The 18,134-nt window shown below is 45.3% G+C and carries 18 protein-coding genes; 2 read left to right on the plus strand and 16 right to left on the minus strand.

The annotated features are described in order from the left end of the window. Positions 1-93 precede the first annotated feature (93 nt). The 10 genes from BLS69_RS11275 to BLS69_RS11320 form a co-directional block, all read right to left on the minus strand. Entirely contained in the window at positions 94-2,004 is a 1,911-nt protein-coding gene (locus BLS69_RS11275) for an AraC family transcriptional regulator (RefSeq protein WP_176872679.1), read from the minus strand. Positions 2,005-2,240: 236 nt separating this feature from the next. Beyond that, entirely contained in the window at positions 2,241-3,329 is a 1,089-nt protein-coding gene (msrB, locus tag BLS69_RS11280) for a peptide-methionine (R)-S-oxide reductase MsrB (RefSeq protein ID WP_091031506.1), read from the minus strand. A 16-nt stretch (positions 3,330-3,345) separates the two neighbouring features. Then, positions 3,346-3,927: a redoxin family protein gene (locus BLS69_RS11285; RefSeq protein ID WP_091031508.1), complete on the minus strand. Its 582-nt coding sequence runs from the start codon at positions 3,925-3,927 to the stop codon at positions 3,346-3,348. A gap of 18 nt (positions 3,928-3,945) precedes the next feature. Further along, positions 3,946-4,671 carry a cytochrome c biogenesis CcdA family protein gene (locus BLS69_RS11290; RefSeq protein WP_371129072.1) on the minus strand — a complete coding sequence of 242 codons (726 nt, stop codon included), beginning with the start codon at positions 4,669-4,671 and terminating at the stop codon, positions 3,946-3,948. A gap of 34 nt (positions 4,672-4,705) precedes the next feature. Beyond that, entirely contained in the window at positions 4,706-5,746 is a 1,041-nt protein-coding gene (locus BLS69_RS11295; protein ID WP_091031512.1) for a sensor histidine kinase, read from the minus strand. Further along, complete coding sequence (locus BLS69_RS11300) at positions 5,743-6,447, minus strand: response regulator transcription factor (protein ID WP_074094715.1); 705 nt, start codon at positions 6,445-6,447, stop codon at positions 5,743-5,745. The genes BLS69_RS11295 and BLS69_RS11300 overlap by 4 nt, the downstream gene beginning before the upstream one ends. Before the next feature lie 77 nt (positions 6,448-6,524). Then, positions 6,525-7,040 carry a hypothetical protein gene (locus BLS69_RS11305; protein WP_091031515.1) on the minus strand — a complete coding sequence of 172 codons (516 nt, stop codon included), beginning with the start codon at positions 7,038-7,040 and terminating at the stop codon, positions 6,525-6,527. A 166-nt stretch (positions 7,041-7,206) separates the two neighbouring features. Next, complete coding sequence (locus BLS69_RS11310; protein ID WP_091031517.1) at positions 7,207-9,756, minus strand: beta-mannosidase; 2,550 nt, start codon at positions 9,754-9,756, stop codon at positions 7,207-7,209. A gap of 247 nt (positions 9,757-10,003) precedes the next feature. After that, on the minus strand, positions 10,004-11,035 hold the full coding sequence (locus tag BLS69_RS11315) for a LacI family DNA-binding transcriptional regulator (protein ID WP_091031520.1): 1,032 nt from the start codon (positions 11,033-11,035) through the stop codon (positions 10,004-10,006). Between the two features lie 189 nt (positions 11,036-11,224). Continuing rightward, positions 11,225-12,172: a DMT family transporter gene (locus BLS69_RS11320; protein WP_091031522.1), complete on the minus strand. Its 948-nt coding sequence runs from the start codon at positions 12,170-12,172 to the stop codon at positions 11,225-11,227. Between the two features lie 165 nt (positions 12,173-12,337). Between BLS69_RS11320 and BLS69_RS11325 the strand changes: the two genes are divergently transcribed. Then, positions 12,338-13,213 (plus strand): LysR family transcriptional regulator, encoded by an 876-nt coding sequence (locus tag BLS69_RS11325; RefSeq protein WP_091031525.1) that lies wholly within the window; start codon positions 12,338-12,340, stop codon positions 13,211-13,213. 45 nt (positions 13,214-13,258) lie between these two features. Here BLS69_RS11325 and BLS69_RS11330 read toward each other — a convergent pair whose 3' ends face one another. The 5 genes from BLS69_RS11330 to BLS69_RS11350 all read right to left on the minus strand — a co-directional run bounded on the left by BLS69_RS11330 (position 13,259) and on the right by BLS69_RS11350 (position 16,576). Further along, a complete protein-coding gene (locus BLS69_RS11330) occupies positions 13,259-13,456 on the minus strand; it encodes a hypothetical protein (protein WP_091031528.1) in 198 nt (65 codons plus the stop codon). A 29-nt stretch (positions 13,457-13,485) separates the two neighbouring features. Next, a complete protein-coding gene (locus BLS69_RS11335) occupies positions 13,486-13,968 on the minus strand; it encodes a tetratricopeptide repeat protein (protein ID WP_091031530.1) in 483 nt (160 codons plus the stop codon). Positions 13,969-14,394: 426 nt separating this feature from the next. Beyond that, entirely contained in the window at positions 14,395-15,252 is an 858-nt protein-coding gene (gene cyoE / locus BLS69_RS11340) for a heme o synthase (protein WP_091031533.1), read from the minus strand. Positions 15,253-15,410: 158 nt separating this feature from the next. Continuing rightward, a complete protein-coding gene (locus tag BLS69_RS11345) occupies positions 15,411-15,977 on the minus strand; it encodes a hypothetical protein (protein ID WP_091031535.1) in 567 nt (188 codons plus the stop codon). 245 nt (positions 15,978-16,222) lie between these two features. Further along, positions 16,223-16,576: a DUF3243 domain-containing protein gene (locus tag BLS69_RS11350; RefSeq protein WP_091031537.1), complete on the minus strand. Its 354-nt coding sequence runs from the start codon at positions 16,574-16,576 to the stop codon at positions 16,223-16,225. A gap of 247 nt (positions 16,577-16,823) precedes the next feature. Between BLS69_RS11350 and BLS69_RS11355 the strand changes: the two genes are divergently transcribed. Further along, positions 16,824-17,033 carry a hypothetical protein gene (locus tag BLS69_RS11355; RefSeq protein ID WP_091031540.1) on the plus strand — a complete coding sequence of 70 codons (210 nt, stop codon included), beginning with the start codon at positions 16,824-16,826 and terminating at the stop codon, positions 17,031-17,033. Positions 17,034-17,154: 121 nt separating this feature from the next. Here BLS69_RS11355 and BLS69_RS11360 read toward each other — a convergent pair whose 3' ends face one another. Beyond that, on the minus strand, positions 17,155-18,072 hold the full coding sequence (locus BLS69_RS11360) for an NAD(P)/FAD-dependent oxidoreductase (RefSeq protein ID WP_091031542.1): 918 nt from the start codon (positions 18,070-18,072) through the stop codon (positions 17,155-17,157). Positions 18,073-18,134 lie beyond the last annotated feature (62 nt).

Raw genomic sequence — 18,134 nt, forward strand, 5'->3', positions numbered from 1 at the left:
GGCAGCTAATCCCCTTCTACTGTTCAGTCCTACATAGAAATATGAAAACCGTGCTGCTCAGCAAACTGGGTAGCACGGTTTTTTTGGAGTATCTTACTTAGACGGTGTATTAAGTCCAATAATCCATTCAGCCAGATCCTGTGTCTGTTTCAACAAGGCGATAGGGTCACGGAACCAGGATTGTTCTTCCGTCCAAATGTACACATTTCCATTTTTGATTGCAGGTAATGAACCCCAGATCGGATCTGCCTGAAGGTCTTTCAACTGAGACTTGCTGGTCAGCACAATGTAATCTCCAGCGTATTTGGAGAGCAGTTCTATGGAGAATTCATGATAGGCGCCCTGCATCAACTCGGATGGAATGTTCTTTGGTGCTTGCAAACCAAGCAATTCGTAGATGTTACGCCCTCCCCGACCCGACTGATTGCCAAATATGAAGACTTGGCGATCATATTCCTGCATAACGGAGAATGTAGAGTCAGCTGGAACAACGCTCTGCACCTCCTGCTTGATTTTGGCAATCTCCTCATCAAAATCAGCCAGCCACTTCTCTGCTTCCGCTTCTTTGCCAAGGACTTTACCGAAATAATTTACTTCGTCCTTGAGTGTTGGAAAAGTGATGGATGCGATCGAAACGGTTGGAGCAATCTTGCTGTATTTCTCATAAGCCGCCTTGTCCGGATTCAATGTAATAATGAGATCAGGTTCCAGCTCCATCAATTGTTCAACGGAATCCCCTATCGTTTCAAGACCATCCATGTGACCTTCCAGGTAAGGACTGTTCATTAGAAATTGGCCTCCACCAATCGGTTTGACACCAAGAGCAAGCACCGTTCCCAGATAATCAATGGCAGCAACTCGCTCCGGATGTGCAGGAATTTCTACCTCACCAAAAGTCGTATTTACCATTTGCGTTTCCACTACTGCCGGTTGTTCGGGTTCAGCCGCAACTTCGGATGTTTCAGCCCCCTGCTGGGCTGTTCCACAAGCACTCAATGTGAGTACAAGCGCAAGCGACATGATCGCTGATTTAAAATGGTTAAACATGTTGATTTCCTCATCTCCCGTATATTGATAATGATTATCATCATCAATTAAAGGATAACGTTCATCCCCTCCTGTTACAATGGATTCATTTGTTTCATTTAATGTACTTTTTGAAACTGATTTCGAGTTTTCCTGCTGCTTCAACCGATATTGCCCCGGTGTGATACCGGTCTCTTTTTTGAATATACGATTGAAATAAAACGGGTCCATATAACCCACATACGCGGCAATCTCCTGTAATGAAGCTTCTGTGGACGCAAGCAGACTCCTTGCCTCACCCATTCGTAACCGAATCACATATTCTGTCGGTGTACATCCCGTCTGTTCCTTGAATTTGCGTGATAAATATTGCGGACTGTAACTCAGGGACTGGGGAAGCGAATCAAGTGAGATCGATTCCCGGTAATGATCTTTGATATATCGCAAAACCTGATCGGTAAGCGAAGGCTGTTGAACTTCGTTAAACATGCGACTCCGCTGTAACAAGACAAGCTGTACCAGTTGAAAGAAATACACTTTGACCTGAATTTTGCCCACTCGCTCCTGCCCTGACCAGCATTCATGTATATTCCGCACAAGCTCACGCAACTCAAGTGTATGATCTGGCACTGTCGCCCAGGACTCTTCAAACGGATTACGCTGGTTCAACATCATTCGGTACTCCACAAGCACGTTGGAGGGCAAGGTTGATTTGTACAAAATCAGATGTACCTCCATAGCCCCTGTCGCTTCAAGTGTCAGACGTCTTCCTTTTCCCCCATGGAGCAGCAAGAACTGGTTTGTAGTCCATACCTCTTCATCCAGCCAGACCTGCCCCCTGCCTTGAACATACACAAATGCACTGGTTGGTAACACATAATTGCGTATGAACTCGTGTGTTGCGAGTGATATAAGACGCACATCAAGCACGCGAACCTGTACCTGATCCCACAGCTTGATGTCATTCTGAATTCCCATATAAACTCCCTCTCCTAAGCGCTCAAACATGCACAATACCCTGGCATTGTGACTAAAAACCCACCTATAATTGATAATGATTATCAATTATAACAATGATGGAACCATCTTTGAAGCCTACCTTCGTTTTTGTTAGATGCCGCAGAATAAAAAACGGTCGAAATCCCTCATAGAGAGATCTCAACCGTTCTAAAATTATGGCCTTACTATGTTTTGATAAAGTCAGCTGCCCTTCTCTACTCGATAAATGACAGTAAATACCCGTATCTTTCTTCCTCCATCTTGTCTAACGGAATAAACCGGATCGATGCACTGTTAATACAGTGACGTTTGCCGCCGCGATCTTCGGGACCATCATCGAACACATGACCGAGGTGGATGTCACCTGCCCGGCTTCGTACCTCCGTGCGATCCATACCAAAGCTCGTATCCGTTGTATAGGTAACAACCTCAGGTACAATCGGTTTTGTAAAACTCGGCCACCCGCAACCGGAATCATACTTATCCCGGCTGGTGAATAACGGCTCTCCCGTTGCAATATCCACATACAGACCGGGCTCCTCATTATCCCAATATTCGTTACTGAACGCATGCTCCGTATCATTGTTTACCGCAACCGCATACTGTTCGTCTGTTAATCGTTCCTTTAATTGTTCATCTGTTGGACGTGGATATTGAGCGGGATCAATTCCAATCTCCAGGTCATCCAGGACAGTCATATCAATGTGACAATATCCGTTCGGATTTTTTTCCAAATAATCCTGATGGTACTCCTCCGCCAAATAATAATTCTGCAGAGGCATTACTTCCGTTACGATGGGTTGGTCATATTTTTCTTGCTCTGCCTCTACAGCTTGCTCAATGATTTTGGCATCTTCAGGCAACGTATAATATATTCCTGTCCGATACTGAATGCCACGATCATTGCCCTGCTTATTCAAGCTGGTAGGATCAATAACTCGAAAATAAGATTCAAGCAATTTCTTCAAAGATACTTGCTGCGGATCATATTTTACATGAACGGTCTCCGCAAACCCCTGGTCCCCGCGAATAACCTCCTCATAGGTTGGATTCTCTCCTTCACCGTTGGCATAACCGGAAGTCACATCCTGGACCCCCGGAATACGAGCCATATATGCCTCCACACCCCAGAAACAGCCTCCTGCCAAGTACAGGTTACTCAGGTTTTCCCCGGAGACACTCGATGCCTTGACAGGTTGAGTGGATATCGAAGATGAAGCTGAATGGCTCTCAACCCTGTTTCCACAAGCAGACACAACTATCGCTATAACAAGGAGGCACAAGCCGAGCAGCGTCCTTTTCATGACACTTCCTCCCTTCTCACAAAATCTCTTGTAATGATTCCATGATCTGTTCATTGGATGCATGCCCTGGCTGCGATTTCGTTAAAATACCATCAGAGCCAATATAAAAAGAACTAGGATACGCTCTTACACCAAATTCCTTGGCCCATACACCTTTCTCATCCAAAAGAACAGTTATGTTATCATATGGCTGTTGGTCAAACCATTCGGTAAACGCTTGGGAGGATTTCTCTCCTTTGTAGTCTGGCGTCACAATCGTAATGACTTGAAAATCATTGTTTTGACCCGCCAGATTGTTCAGGTCTTCCAAACCCGCAAGACAAATGGAACACCAGGAAGCCCAGTATTTCACATACACTTTCTTGCCTTGAACATCAGAAAGTCCAACCGTGTTTCCTTTCAGATCAAGCAATGAAAATTCAGGAGCCGTCTCTCCCTTGTTCATCATGGTTGACGAACTCATATCGGATGTTGATGCTGGGGCTGATGATGACCCCGTTTGTTTTGATTCAGTTTGCTGTGATCCACATCCGCTCAAGATCAACAGGACTCCAGCAAATACGATTACAGATACCACCCATCTCCGTGCAATCTTCATACCGAATTCCTCCAATGATTATTGAAACCAGGTCACCAAGCTGTTTAGTCGGTCTGTCATTAACAATAGTCCCATGACAATAAGAATACAGCCGGAAGTTATTTTGATAACACCCATGTACCTGTATAAACGACGTATCCGCTTCATAACATATTCCGAAAAAATGGACAGAATCAGGAAAGGAATCGCTAACCCAAGGGTATACAGGAACATGAGAAACCCACCATACAGTGGAGAGCCTTCACCTGCGGCGATACCAAGAATGGCCGCCAGCACGGGCCCAATACAAGGCGTCCAGCCGAAACTAAACGTCAGACCCAGCAGGAACGCTCCGACATACCCTCCCCGTCTGGCATGATCGCTTGACAACTTTCTCTCCCGTTCCAGCCAGGATAGTCGAATCAACCCGGTTTGATAAATCCCGAAAAGCACCACGATGGCTCCGCAGATGGCAATAAACACAGGACTTGAGATCATATTCCCAACGATGCCGGAACCAAAACCGAGTAATACAAATACCAGGGACAGCCCAAGAACAAATAAAAATGTCCGCAAAACAAGTGTAGACCGCAACTGAACCGAATTGTTGTCGGACTGCTGCTGATTCGTACCGTTGACCATGCTTCCGGACAGATAAGACATGTATACCGGGATCAGCGGCAGAATACATGGCGCAAAAAACGATAACAATCCTGCACCAAAAACGCCGAAAAGGAATACTAAATCACTGGTCAAGTCATTCACCACCTGAATAAATACTACGTTTGATTAACCAAGGTTAACGACTGACGTAGATCGGAAGCGTGAACCAGAAGCAGCTTCCTTCTCCTTTTGTACTCTGAACCCCGATCTCGCCACCATGGAGTTCCACAATCGATTGAGCGATGGCAAGGCCAAGCCCGGCCCCCCCATTGCTCTTGCTACGTGATTTGTCAATTCGATAAAAACGTTCAAATATACGCGAAGTTTCCTCCGCTTCAATGCCTTCCCCTTCATCCGTAACTGAAATTTGTATAAACGGCCCCTTTTCTTCGGCAGCCAGAATGATTTTTCCATCAACAGGAGAGTATTGAATGGCATTTTGCAGCAAATTGGAAAGGACCCGCTTCATTTGTGCAGGCATCATGACCGCGGCTGGTAATTTATCGGGCAAATCGATTTCAACGTTCAGCGTTTTCTCGGCGAGATGAAACGAAAAACTCTCCAACGTACTGAGCAGCAACTCATCGACGTGACAAGGCTGAGGGTCAAATACCTCCCCTTGCGCTTCCAGGCTGGATAATTCGAACAAATCTTGAATAAGCCCTCCCAAACGCTTCGTCTCAAGTCGTATCGTGTTCAGGTAACGTTGAAAGGTTTCTTTATCCTGAATGACATCATCCTCCAACGCTTCGACGAATGACTGAATGGATGCCAAGGGAGTCCGTAAATCATGGGAGACATTAGCGATCAACTCTCGTCTTGCGGTTTCTGAGTGATGCAGATGATCAAAGCTTTCCTTCAGCTTGGAACTCATTTCATTAAATTGCTGTGCCAGGAGCTTAAATTCCTGCGTACCGATGAGAGGGACTTCCGTATGGAAATCCCCTTCGGAAATTCGTATCGTCTGCTGTGTAATTCGCGCAATTGATTTCTCTAATGGCTTAGTCAGCAGATATTGAAGAATAAACGAAAGTAAGCCTACCCCTGCCGTTATAGCCGATAACCAATACAATTGTTCGATCGTAAGCAGCATTTTGGAATAACTGATGAACAAACAAATTAATAATACGCCAATGCCTGTGAGACTGGACAACACCAAGTATGTGCGAAGTTTCATGAACTGCCACCCGCAAACTTGTAGCCTATACCCCAAACTGTTTTAATATATTTTGGATCAGAAGGATTCTGTTCGATCTTCTCTCGTAATCTCCGAACATGTACAGTCACCGTTGTTGTATCTCCCTCATAGCTAAAATCCCAAATCTTGCTTAACATCTGGTTACGGGAGAACACCTGACCCGGGTGACTTGCCAGCAAATACAACATCTCAAACTCTGTAACTGTCAATTCAATGGCCTGCCCGCTGATGTGCACTTCACGCTTGGTAAAATCAATGGTAAGCCCTTCATAATTGATCGTATATTCAGATGTTGTAACAGGTGATGCCTGCGCAGTTCGCATTCTCCGCAGGATTGCCTTTACACGTAAGACAAGTTCTCTCGGACTAAAAGGTTTGGTCAGATAATCATCGGCCCCCATCGTCAGTCCCATCAGACGATCCTGTTCCTCACCCCGGGCCGTCAGCATTACAATGGGCACATCCTCAGTTTGCCGAATCTCGTTGCAAACTTCCCAGCCATTCTTATGCGGCATCATCAGGTCGAGCACAATCAAGCTTGGCGTTTGGCTGTGCCACAGCTCTATAGCCTCCAGACCATCCTTCGCCGTCACGACGAGATAACCTTCCCGTTCCAGATACCTGCGACAAACGTCGGTAATATTTGTATCATCATCAGCAACCAGTACACATTCATTCAAACAAACCCACCCCATATTCCAGAAAATACATTTGAGCCAATCATATCATATGGTGATGGCGATGCTTAGCCCTTAAATTACTTCATTCCCATGGCTGGCATCATGTACTGTTTAATTACAGATTCAGCCGCATAAGAATTCCCTTCATGGATGACAGGCATCGATTTCAAGTTAACTTGCATACCGTCTACCATGATTTTTTTCGATCCAATCCACAACTTAATCGTTTTCCCCGCAGGCATCATCGTTTCTTCCATCATCATGTCGTCTTTCATCATCTTATCGTCTTTCATCATCATGTCATCTTCCATCATTTTGTCATCTTTCATCTTCATGCTATCTTCCATCATGTTGTCGTCTTTCATCATCTTGTCGTCCATTTTGCCCATATACATCAGAGTTACAGATCTGTCCTTGCTGTCCCACATAATGCTGTAATCATACATTTTGGCTGCCTGTCTCAATTGAACAAGCTCCATGCCATCCTTTTTAATTGTTTTCATATCTGCAGCACTTGCCAATCCAGAAAAGGCCATAGACATCATCAATACCGCTGCTACCATCGCTTTTTTGCTCTTATTTGTTTTCATCATTCTTATCACTCTCCATTCGTTTATTACTTACATGGATTACAATAAGCAAGATTGCTTACGATTCTCTAAGCGAAGTATTACGAAACCATTACGATATATAAATGAGGTCAGGTCTCAATAAAAAAACGGTTGAAATCTCTCTTACGAGAGACTCCAACCGTGTCTTCTAGGTCAAACGAATAAAATCAATCATGGATCGAACCTCGATCGGTCCCGGATTTGATATCACATCATTAGACTGCAATCCCTCTCTGGAAGTGAACTGCACCTTCACCGGAATGCCAGGAATCAAGTCGAAGAAGTTATCCGAGAAGACACCCTCCACATCCGAAGATAGCCATACCTGTTTAGCAAGCACGTCACTTTCCAGTACCAGATGAACGCCGTTCTCATCCGCTCCCCCGCTTACATTGATGTTTGCAGGCTGCAGAGCAAGGTCTTTGGACGGTACAAAATAGTGTTCCTGTACGATATTCGCCGCACCTTCCTGTTTCAGATCCAGGCGCAGCAGCGTGTTAGCTGTATCATGACCTTCAAGCCACTCCGCGTTACGTAATGACAGCACTCGTTCACCTGTATTAGGTGCCAGGGTCACGTCATGTGTTTCATCACGATGCACCGTTCCATCGAACCCGAGCAAACGAATCTGTAACTGCCCTTTCACAGGTTGTAATTGATCCGAGATGATATATATATCTGTTGTATCTTCTTTTGTTCCATCTACCGATACCAACACATCGCTGAAGCTGCGTTTCGCATAATATTGCAATGCTTTCCAGCGACCAAGGTAGTCCATACCTGCCCATGAAGCTACCGGCCAGCAATCATTCATTTGCCAGTAAAGTGTGCCCATGCAGAATGGTTTGCGGCGACGGTGCGCTTCAATGGCTGTCTTCATCGCTTCCGCCTGAAGCACCTGGCTCATATACAGGAACGATGGGAAGTCCTTCGATTCATGCATGTACATATCCATGTACTGTTTGATCAGACGATTGCCTGCCCCATTCTTTTGATGAGCCAGCATGACTTCCGATTCCAGAGCAAGATCCTCTTCTTCCGCGTAAGTGCGTACTGACTTGTACTCCGGGAAAGACTGGAATCCGTATTCACTCATGAAACGACCCACATGCACGTTATAGTTCTCGAATGGTTCTACATTGTGCCACACGCCCCAGTAGTGGATATCCCCTTCAGCTGTGGATGGGTGCGCATGCTGCGTCTCATCCCCTGTCAGTGATACCAGTGGTGAGGAAGGCCAGTAATCCACACCTGGAGCATACGCTTCAACGACTTCTGGCAGCAGATCATGGAAGATGGCTTCGTAATCGGCCCAGATGCTTTCACGCTGCTCGGCAGTAAATTCCTTTTTCCAACCCCAGCCACCATTCTCAACATAGTGAGCCCAAGCCGAATCAATCTCGTTGTTCCCACACCAGAGTGCAATACTTGGATGGTTGCGCAGACGTTTCACATTATCAATCGCCTCATGTCTCACACTGTTCAGGAATGCTTCATCTCCTGGATACATGCTGCATGCAAACATGAAGTCTTGCCATACCAGGATGCCGTATTCATCACACAGTTCGTAGAACACATCCTGCTCATAGATTCCGCCACCCCACACACGCAACATATTCATATTGGACTCGGCTGCGGATACGATCTCATGACGATAACGTTCATGAGTAATTTCAGTGATGAAGCTATCATTTGGAATGTGATTGGCCCCTTTGGCAAAGACCGCAACCCCGTTTAATTCAAAATAAAAGGATGCTCCCGCTTCATCTTTGTCACGTACCAAGCGAATGGAACGAAGCCCAGTCTTCACTGTAGATTCAGCCACAGCTCGTTCACCTTGAAGCACTTCGGTAAGGAAGGTGTACATATGCGGATCACCAAGCCCACGGCTCCACCACAGTTTCGGTTCATCAATGGAGACTTGAATCTCCACAGTCTGAGTTCCTGGTTGTAGCGATACGGATCTTTCCCATCTCTGTCCATCTGCGCCGATACGAATAATCGTATCTACCGCTTGGGATGTCTCGACTTCCACAACAGCAGTTAATGAAGCTGAGGTAGCGCTTACTTCATTTTGCTGGATATACACATCATTGATTCGTACCTGTGTCCAAGCTTCAAGACGTGCTTCACGCCAGATCCCACTGGTTACAAAACGCGGACCCCAGTCCCAACCATAGTGATACGGGGCTTTACGTGCAAAAATACTTACTCTTTTATCGCCAAGTCCGCCAACATCGGACTGATCATTCGATGCAGGTAATGCATATCCGAGCTTCTCCAGCTTAGGCAGATCTTCCTGAATCGGTGACCGAAAACGTATTCGGAGAATGTTGCCTTTCCCTTTTAATACGGCCTTCACATCCGCCTTCCATACCCGGAACATATTATCTGCTGATAACACATGCACATCATTCACATACACATCCGCATATGTATCCAGACCATCAAACACCAGTTCCAGATGTTCCTGCGAGAACAACCCTTCGGCAACGTCAAATTCCGTCTGATATTCCCAATCTATCTTATCAATCCATTGTACTTCCTTCTCGTTTGTTCCATAAAAAGGATCTGGAATCTTGCCCAGCTTCAGCAAATCTGTATGCACACAGCCGGGCACCTGAGCCGGCATCCACTCTTGATCTTCGCAAGCCTTGAACGTCCAATTCTGAAAAACATGTGATTGTATTGTGCTCATGACAGCCTCCATTGTTGTTAGAGTTGGTAAACATTATTTTGTTAGGTTTTGTTATTATAAAAACAAATAACTTACAAAACAAAATTAACACGATATGCTTCTTATAGTCAATCTGTTTTGTAATTTAATTTGTTAAACAATCTCTGCATACCAAAAAGACATGAAGCTCTAACCTCTCCATGTCTCTCACCTGATTTCATTTACCCGTATGATCATTGTTAAAATGAGCCCGTAAATTCATATCCCATTACTGTATACTGGCGTTATATTCATCACGAATAATTAATTCCGAATAGATCAGCTTGCGTTCATATGGTTCATCCAGGTGTTTGATCCGCCACAACAGCTGATCTACTGCTCGTGTTCCCAGATTCTCTTTGTTAATATGTACCGAAGCAAGAATGGGTTCATCCGTCTGGGTATTGTCAAATCCGGTTACGGCACAGCGTTCAGGCACCTTAATGCCTCGACTTTGGAGTGCCTGAATGACAATGACAGCTGTATGGTCATTTGCGCACACGATAACTTCAGGGATATCCTCCAGCACCATTTCAGCAACGGATCTCCGAATCTGATCATACTCTGGTCCCAGCAAGCCTTCTTGCTGTTCCCCCTCCAACTGCTTCTCTTCCAGCACCGTACGATATCCAAGCCAGCGTTCTCTAAAACTTGCTGCATCGGGCAGTTGCCCGGCAAACTGGAACCTTCTATACCCTTTTCCAATGAGCATGAGAACCAGTTCTTTCATACATTTCATATTGTCCGTAAAAACCGAGTCTGCGTATATGGCAGGGTCTTCATGATCCACCATGACAAGCGGAATACGCAGCCTGTAAATCTCCAGCAATACCGATGTCGAGATGGTGCCCACGGTAATAACTCCGCTGATCGCTTCCGGATTAAGGACCGAGAACATCCGGTCTGAAGAGGGTTCTGTTAACGTTAAAATATCCATTCCCTTCTCATTCAACCTCTCAGAAATGCCGTCAAACACAGGACCCCAGTACAAGGAGGACCGATTCTGAGAACGAATGTTGGGAAATAAAATCAATATCGTGCCTTGTCGCTCCGCTTCTGGCTTCATCTCCGCTGATATCTGTGTCTCCCCCGGATAACGCTTAGGCTCAGTTCTGAAATACCCAAGCTGCCCCGCCGTTCTGACAATCATCTCGCGTGTATGCTCACTCACACCAGGCTTGCCTGTCAGCGCACGGGAGACTGCGAATTTGGACACCCCCGCAGCATCCGCAATTTGCTGCATTGTTACTCTTTTGGCCATCCTATTCACCCGTTTTTCCTAATTTTCCATTCAGTGTAGCATAAAAAACAAAAATCAACAAAACAAGGTTATGTTATTTTGTTTTTGTTAGGTAGTTGATTATCTGTTTCACAAGCTATTCGACATAACCAAAAAAGACCCTCTCCCCACCTTCCATAGAAGATGACGAAAGGACCCTTTGTCCGCCAATTATACACCTGGTGCTCCCTGATCCCCAAGTTCCGACTGTAAAACCGGGCGTTTTCTGCGCCAGAAGATAGGCTGTGGAAGTTTGATCTCTGTGATCAGAACACCGACCAACATCAAAGCTGCTCCTGCATATCCTTGCAACGTTAGCGATTCCCCTTGAAAGGTAAATGCAAATGCTGCTGCAAACAGTGGTTCGAGTGAAAAAATCAGACTTGTTCTTGTAGGAGAGGCATGACGCTGCGCGAGTGTCTGCAGAATATACCCCAAGCCGCTACACAAAACACCTAAGCCGAGAATGGCTGCCCAGGATTCAGCCGTAGCGGGCATACGTGGCGTTTCCAGTATAAATGTAGCTGCAATTCCCCACATCGCTGCAACACCTAATTGAACTGTCCCCAATGTTAATGGATCATGCTTCGGTGTGAACTTGCCAGCAATCATTATATAGATGGCATACACAAGTGCTGCTAGTATGCAGAGAATATCCCCCGTGTGCAGACTAAGCTGATGCTGAAGCGTCAGCAAGCCAAGCCCGGTAACTGCAACCAGGATACTGAGCGTCAATCGTTTGTCCGGCATACGACGATGCTGGATGGTCGTCAGGATCGGTACAAAAATAACGGCCAAACTTATTAGGAATCCCGCTTGGGATGTCGTTGTTCGTTGCACACCATAGGTGATGAATACAAATGCAGCAAATAAAGCTGTCCCCATAATAGCTCCTGCCACAAGTGTTCTGCGATCCATGTTAAACAACCGCCGATGAAAAAGTAGCCCTGCCGCAATAAAGGCAATTCCAAAACGAAATGCGACCAGATTCAATTCTTGCATGGACTCCAGGCCTGATTTCATAAACAGGTAGGATGATCCCCATATAACCGTTGCGAGCAGCATCTGTATGTCCGCTCTTCTTGTTGCCTGACCTTGATTAACCTGTACACCATTCATCTTGCTTCAACCTTCATTCTATGTATTCTGAGCTGTGTGATCGTGCGTCAAACTAACTCGCCTTGGCAAGTATAAACGATCTCTTTGCATTATTAAAATGAATATTTATAATGGATTATATTAAATAAACTCATGCAACCAAAATGGGAAGGAACTGAACCGTTCATGTCACTGATCAAATACGAAATATTGAATACCGTTGTGGAATATGGCAGTCTCACCAAAGCAGCAGAAGCATTAAACATCACCCAATCCGCCGTCAGCCATGCCATCGCCAGTCTGGAGACAGAATGTGGTTTTTCACTGCTCCATCGCGGCCGCTCCGGGGTGCGGGTTACCGCTGAAGGCGAACGCATTCTGGGATACACACGTGAGATTCTGCGCTGGACGGAACTCATGAACCAGGAGATCTCCCTCATTCGCGGCGCGGAGATTGGTACGGTGCGTATTGGCACCTTCGCCAGTGTCTCCACACAATGGTTGCCAGGCATCCTGAAACAATTTCGCCTGCGTCATCCAGGAATTGAGATCAAGTTGTGGGAGGGCGATTATGCTGAGATTGAGGGCTGGCTGGCTGGAGGTGCCATCGATCTCGGATTTCTGTCCCTCGGCGATTCATCACCTTTTGAGACGATCCCATTACAAAAAGACAGGATGATGTGCATCCTGCCTCTCGATCATCCTCTTGCCACAGAGGAGTCTGTTTCGTTTGATATTCTGCTGGAGCAGCCCTTTATTCTGCCCAAATGGGGCGGAGACAACGAGATTGAACGACTAATCCGGCAGCATGCAGCCAAGCTTAATGTTGTCTATGAAGTCGCAGAAGATCAAGCCATCATGGCGATGGTCCGTAACGGCCTCGGCATCAGCCTGCTTCCGGAGATGGTTCTTCAAAATCATACGGATGCACTCGCGCTTGTGCCACTCTCTGGAGATCCTTATCGTACGATTGGCATGGCCTGCCCGTCTTTGGTTAATCTATCGCCAGCTACGCGGCGTTTCATTGAAGAGGTGAAACAGTGGCTCAGCCAGGCTATGTAAGTAAATTCGGAGAATCACTACCTTTGTCGGTATGATCCATTCCTCCTATCCGTTACTCACAAATTGGATAACACCAAGAGTCAGCAGCAGTACAAATATAACCGCAATTGTGATACCCAAACCGATCAGGAAGCGCTTGCCAGGTGAGCGTTTGTTCTGCTGGTTGCGTCCCAAGCTATCCAGCTTTTTCTCAATTTGATCTAACCTTTCATTTACCTGTTTCAGATCTTGATTGGAGTTCATTCATCCATCTCCCTTTTCTACGTATTTGATTATTCCCACACCCGATCGAGCTGATCTGCGTAGTAACGGATTGCTCTGTTATAGTCATTGATTCTCTTGTCACTTGATGTGTCCGCAAGTTGTACGAGCAGTCTTTGCATCGCTTCTGCATGTTCACCCAGATTATAGAGCACCATGGCATAGAAAACTTCAAATTCCCGGTACGCCGGGAATTCTTTCATCCCTTTTTCAAACCAAACTTTCGCCTGCTCGTACTGTCCAAGCGTTCTGTATGTACTGCCTAATCCGAGTATTGCACCTGCTCTGTCCTCCCCAGAAAGTCCAAGACTCAGTGCCTTCTCATAATACGGAACAGCTTCCCGCTCCAATCCAAGCGAATCATGTGCCCAAGCCAGCTGATACCAAACATTCGCATTCTCGGGTTCCTGGACTGTAATCTCTTGCAAAAGTTCAATCGCTTCCTGCACCTTGCCTTCTTGTCTCCATCGTACGGCCTGTTCCAAATCACTCATGATGTCACTTCCCATCTTGCATTATAATTTCCACATATATGATTCAATTGTTTTATTATACCAAAAAAGCACACTGGAGAATATGTTGTAACAACTCAAGGTTGTCCAAACGCTATTCCATCGTGTGCTTTTTCATTCGATGCAGCTTGTTATAAAAAATGGACTAAAGCATATTTCCACTGGACACTTCGATGACAGAACAACCTTCCGATCGCTGTTATCCCCGGATTTTTCGAATCATTTTAACAAAGGTGAAAATCCGGGGATAAGCGTATGCTTTCGATGCAGCTTTCTTTCAGAAAGCTTTTAGGCGAACGCTTTCGCTTCTTCAGGTTTTTTCTGCCCTCTCCGTTTTGTGTAAATGTTTAGTTCAATTTATATAGCATAAGCTGAAATCTCTCTGAAAACGATCTGTTCATCGTCTAATTATGACCATACCGTATTCGCTACCATCACAATAAATACAAGCATAAGGTAATTCACCGAGATCAGAAAGTTTACTTTTGCCCATTTCTCATCATCCTGTGTCTTCAGTCCGCTAAGTGTATGCACGAACCAGATCAGTCCACCGACCAGAGATACAATCAGAAATACCAGACCAACGTAGTCGTAATAATACAACAGAAATACAGCAGGAAGCAGCAGAAAAACATAAGGAATCATCTGAAACTTGGTGCGTTTCACCCCTTTAACCACTGGCAACAACGGGAAGCCAGCAGCACGATACTCCTCTACCCGGCGAATACCCAATGACCAGAAGTGTGGTGGTTGCCACAAGAATAATAGTGCAAACAGCAACCAGGCACCTGCATCAATCTCATTGGTTACAGCCGTATAACCGATGACAGGCGGCATCGCTCCTGCAATTCCACCGAGCGACGTGCTCCACGTTGAACTGCGTTTCAACCACATCGTGTAAATCACGATGTAAGCGAACCATCCAAGCAGTGCCATCCAGCCTGATAACGGATTCACCAGGAGATACAGTACTGCTAGTCCCACAATACCAAGGATAATGCCATAGCCAAGTACAAACCCTGGCTTCAGATGGTTAATGTAATCCATCCTTTTTTTGGTGCGCTCCATCTTTTGGTCCAATTCACGATCCCAATAATTGTTGATTACACAAGCTGAAGCAATAACCAAGGTTGATCCAATCACGACCATGAGAAGAGATAACCAGTTGATATCCCATTTTGAAGCTACCCAGAATCCTACCGCCACCGCAAACACATTTAACCTTAGAAGTCCGGGCTTAGTTAATGCAATCATGTCTTTAAGCATGAGGCTCCTCCTGAACTATGTAAAAACGCCATTCCAATAATGATACATGTACCTACCATTAATTACAATCGCTTTCATGAATTTGTCATAACCAAAAAGCATCCCTCACCGTTCCAATGAACAGGAGGAATGCTTGAATGATGAATTTAATCTTATTTTTATGGGATGTATTGTTGTACAATTTTAGTAACTTTTCCGTCCTGCACCGTCAGATGATACGGGAATACGGACAGATCAAGAATACGGGTATTCTCATACAACGATTCGAACTTGGATAATGTTACAGGTTCATTCCACTGAATGTCTGCGCCCTGCATCGTACCATCCCGATCATACAACTGCATCAATACTTCAGCATTGGCACTAACCTCAACTTGTTCCTGCTCTTTGCTATCGTTGACAATATAGTAACCATCTGGAGCACCGTCTATACCTGCTTCCGGATTGCGCTGTGCAAAAATCGCATCGGCTTCTTCACCCTGATACCAGCCAATCTTGTCCACTGTCATAAACAATTTGCCATCTTCTATGTGCATACCTTCAACATAGGCTGTAAACATCTCGGAGTTTGCAACTTGAGCTTCTTTCGCAGAAGGTTGTTGAGCGTCCGTACTACCTTGAGCATTCGCAGGGGTAAGTAAATATGTAGTCAGCACAATCATACCAAGTAAAGCAACAACTGCACCGATCATTCGTAGTTTCCATTGTTTCGTCGCGTTCTTCATAGGTAACATCTCTCCTTAATATGAACGTTACTATTCCTTAACCGGAAGTCTTGCTTCTCAAACGCTCATGTGAACTATCGATTCCAACGTTCTTTCTTTTCCTATCATACTTGTTAGGGAGATTATAAAAGTATCAGCCAGATTAAAAATAGTTACAATGTGCGTCATCACTTCTGTCTGTAGTCTCCGTAAACGGCAATAACCCCTGAAGGCATCGCCATTCAGGGGTTATTAACTTACTAATCTTAATGATTGGGTGTGGAGCTTTGTGCCAAACGAACGAGCATATGAGCCAGCATGTGACGTTCATCTTCCTTGCCGACATTCCACAGCTCCTGAAGCAATTTTTCTTCACGGTTACGGGGTTCTTCGTTAGCAGCCAGATGGTCAGCAACTTTCTCAGCAATTTTGGCCATCTGCTCCTCACTTAGTCCGATTGATTCACCCATCGCAATTCGCTTACCCAGGTATTCTTTGAACGCATCAAAGTTCTGTAGAATCTGTTCTCTTTCTTCCGGCGCAATCTTCTCGATTGCATTGTCCACCTTGTCAGTTGAAACTTGGCCATCTTTATGGATTACATGATTTTCTTCATTCATTTGAATAACCTCCTGCATAATAGTTGTTTATTGGTTTTGAGATTTAATCTTTGATACTCATTGGTTATCTATAATATAAACGTATTGCAGAAGTTTAATCAGTTCGTTCAATTCTGTATATATCTTTTATATATGAGCAAGTACGCGTTTCAAAAGAACTACAGCGGTTAATCGTTTACATATACGTAACGGTGTTTGGATATGTTAATGAACACCTTATACAATATCGAACCAGGAGGGATTTCCCATGCGTGATAAAACCAAACATGAGAAGACAAACGATGAACTTGAACCAGGAGTGAATACTGTTATCCATCCAGACAAAAATAATCCCGGACCAACCGATATGATCGAAGGCGTGGTTGGCGATATCGTGGACAACATTCGCAAAGATTTCTCCCATGAATCGAAGGACAAGACGTCCTCTTCCAAGTCAAAGGATTCATCAGACAAATAAGCGTAATCTTTTTCTTCCTAACAAAAGATAGCTCAAAAAGTCCTCCTGCCATATGTATGGCTTGGGAGGACTTTTTGGTAATGAACAATTAAATAATCAACCTCATATTTGAAGGTGAAATTCAACGTGAATCCTTTGTCATCTGCTGTAACGCCTTATGAATCCAGATCGCGGCAATGGAACCTTCACCCATCGCAACGGTTGCTTGTTCTGCGTGCAGTCCTAAATCCCCGGCTATCCATACATTATTTGCTGCCTGCAAGCTGCGCGGATCAGCTTCTACATGTTTATTATCTGCGATTACAGCTCCAAGCTGCTCCGCCAGTTCATAGTGTACACGATTGCCTCCAAATGCGATAAATCCACGCTCCGACTCAAAAATCTGTCCATCTTCGGTCAGAACACCGGTGATATGACCATCCTCAATCTGTTGCACTTCCTGGACAGCCGCTTCCAGATAACGAACTCCCGCCTCTTTCATGCTGCGATGCAGCTCTGCAGATATGGGAGCCTGCTCATGATTGATATATAACAGATCATTCGTACGCTGAATTAAAATCATCGCCATATTGGCACCTGCTTCACCAGATCCCAATAGTACCGTACGTTGATCCTGAATCTCATAACCATCGCAATCAGGGCAGACATACACTGTTCGGCCCAGCGTAGGGGTTAGTCCCGGGATGTCCGGAACTCTATCCGTGAGCCCCGTTGCCAATAACACGGTTTTGCTCCTATATTCAGATCCGGAAGTACCGAACAATTGGATCTTCTCTCCATGACGTCCTGCTTTAACAATACGGTCTCTCTCAAAAGATACACCGGTCCGCTCTGCCTGCATCCTGCCTCGTTCTCTAAGCTCTTCACCGGATACCCCATCGGGGAAACCGAGGATATTATGATAAGTCCGGCACAACGTCGATCTGCCTTCTCCCGCGTCGATTACCAACACCTGATGAGCTGAATAACGTCCAAGCTGAATGGCTGCCTGAAGCCCTGCGAGCCCTCCACCAACAATTATGCAATCAACCTCTCGCATGCTCCTTCTCCTCCTGAACTTCCATTTATCTAATTTAATTAAACTGTTTGTCCTTATATACA

The sequence above is a fragment of the Paenibacillus sp. CF095 genome (assembly GCF_900101225.1).
GTDB lineage: Bacteria > Bacillota > Bacilli > Paenibacillales > Paenibacillaceae > Paenibacillus.

Excerpts from the sequence above, each read along its gene's own strand:
- BLS69_RS11330 (WP_091031528.1), bottom strand. The coding sequence starts at position 13,456 with ATGAACTCCAATCAAGATCTGAAACAGGTAAATGAAAGGTTAGATCAA.
- BLS69_RS11305 (WP_091031515.1), bottom strand. The coding sequence starts at position 7,040 with ATGATGAAAACAAATAAGAGCAAAAAAGCGATGGTAGCAGCGGTATTG.
- BLS69_RS11320 (WP_091031522.1), bottom strand. The coding sequence starts at position 12,172 with ATGAATGGTGTACAGGTTAATCAAGGTCAGGCAACAAGAAGAGCGGAC.
- msrB (WP_091031506.1), bottom strand. The coding sequence starts at position 3,329 with ATGAAAAGGACGCTGCTCGGCTTGTGCCTCCTTGTTATAGCGATAGTT.
- BLS69_RS11345 (WP_091031535.1), bottom strand. The coding sequence starts at position 15,977 with ATGAAGAACGCGACGAAACAATGGAAACTACGAATGATCGGTGCAGTT.
- BLS69_RS11360 (WP_091031542.1), bottom strand. The coding sequence starts at position 18,072 with ATGCGAGAGGTTGATTGCATAATTGTTGGTGGAGGGCTCGCAGGGCTT.
- BLS69_RS11285 (WP_091031508.1), bottom strand. The coding sequence starts at position 3,927 with ATGAAGATTGCACGGAGATGGGTGGTATCTGTAATCGTATTTGCTGGA.
- BLS69_RS11355 (WP_091031540.1), top strand. The coding sequence starts at position 16,824 with ATGCGTGATAAAACCAAACATGAGAAGACAAACGATGAACTTGAACCA.
- BLS69_RS11335 (WP_091031530.1), bottom strand. The coding sequence starts at position 13,968 with ATGAGTGATTTGGAACAGGCCGTACGATGGAGACAAGAAGGCAAGGTG.
- BLS69_RS11310 (WP_091031517.1), bottom strand. The coding sequence starts at position 9,756 with ATGAGCACAATACAATCACATGTTTTTCAGAATTGGACGTTCAAGGCT.
- BLS69_RS11350 (WP_091031537.1), bottom strand. The coding sequence starts at position 16,576 with ATGAATGAAGAAAATCATGTAATCCATAAAGATGGCCAAGTTTCAACT.
- cyoE (WP_091031533.1), bottom strand. The coding sequence starts at position 15,252 with ATGCTTAAAGACATGATTGCATTAACTAAGCCCGGACTTCTAAGGTTA.
- BLS69_RS11295 (WP_091031512.1), bottom strand. The coding sequence starts at position 5,746 with ATGAAACTTCGCACATACTTGGTGTTGTCCAGTCTCACAGGCATTGGC.
- BLS69_RS11315 (WP_091031520.1), bottom strand. The coding sequence starts at position 11,035 with ATGGCCAAAAGAGTAACAATGCAGCAAATTGCGGATGCTGCGGGGGTG.
- BLS69_RS11325 (WP_091031525.1), top strand. The coding sequence starts at position 12,338 with ATGTCACTGATCAAATACGAAATATTGAATACCGTTGTGGAATATGGC.
- BLS69_RS11275 (WP_176872679.1), bottom strand. The coding sequence starts at position 2,004 with ATGGGAATTCAGAATGACATCAAGCTGTGGGATCAGGTACAGGTTCGC.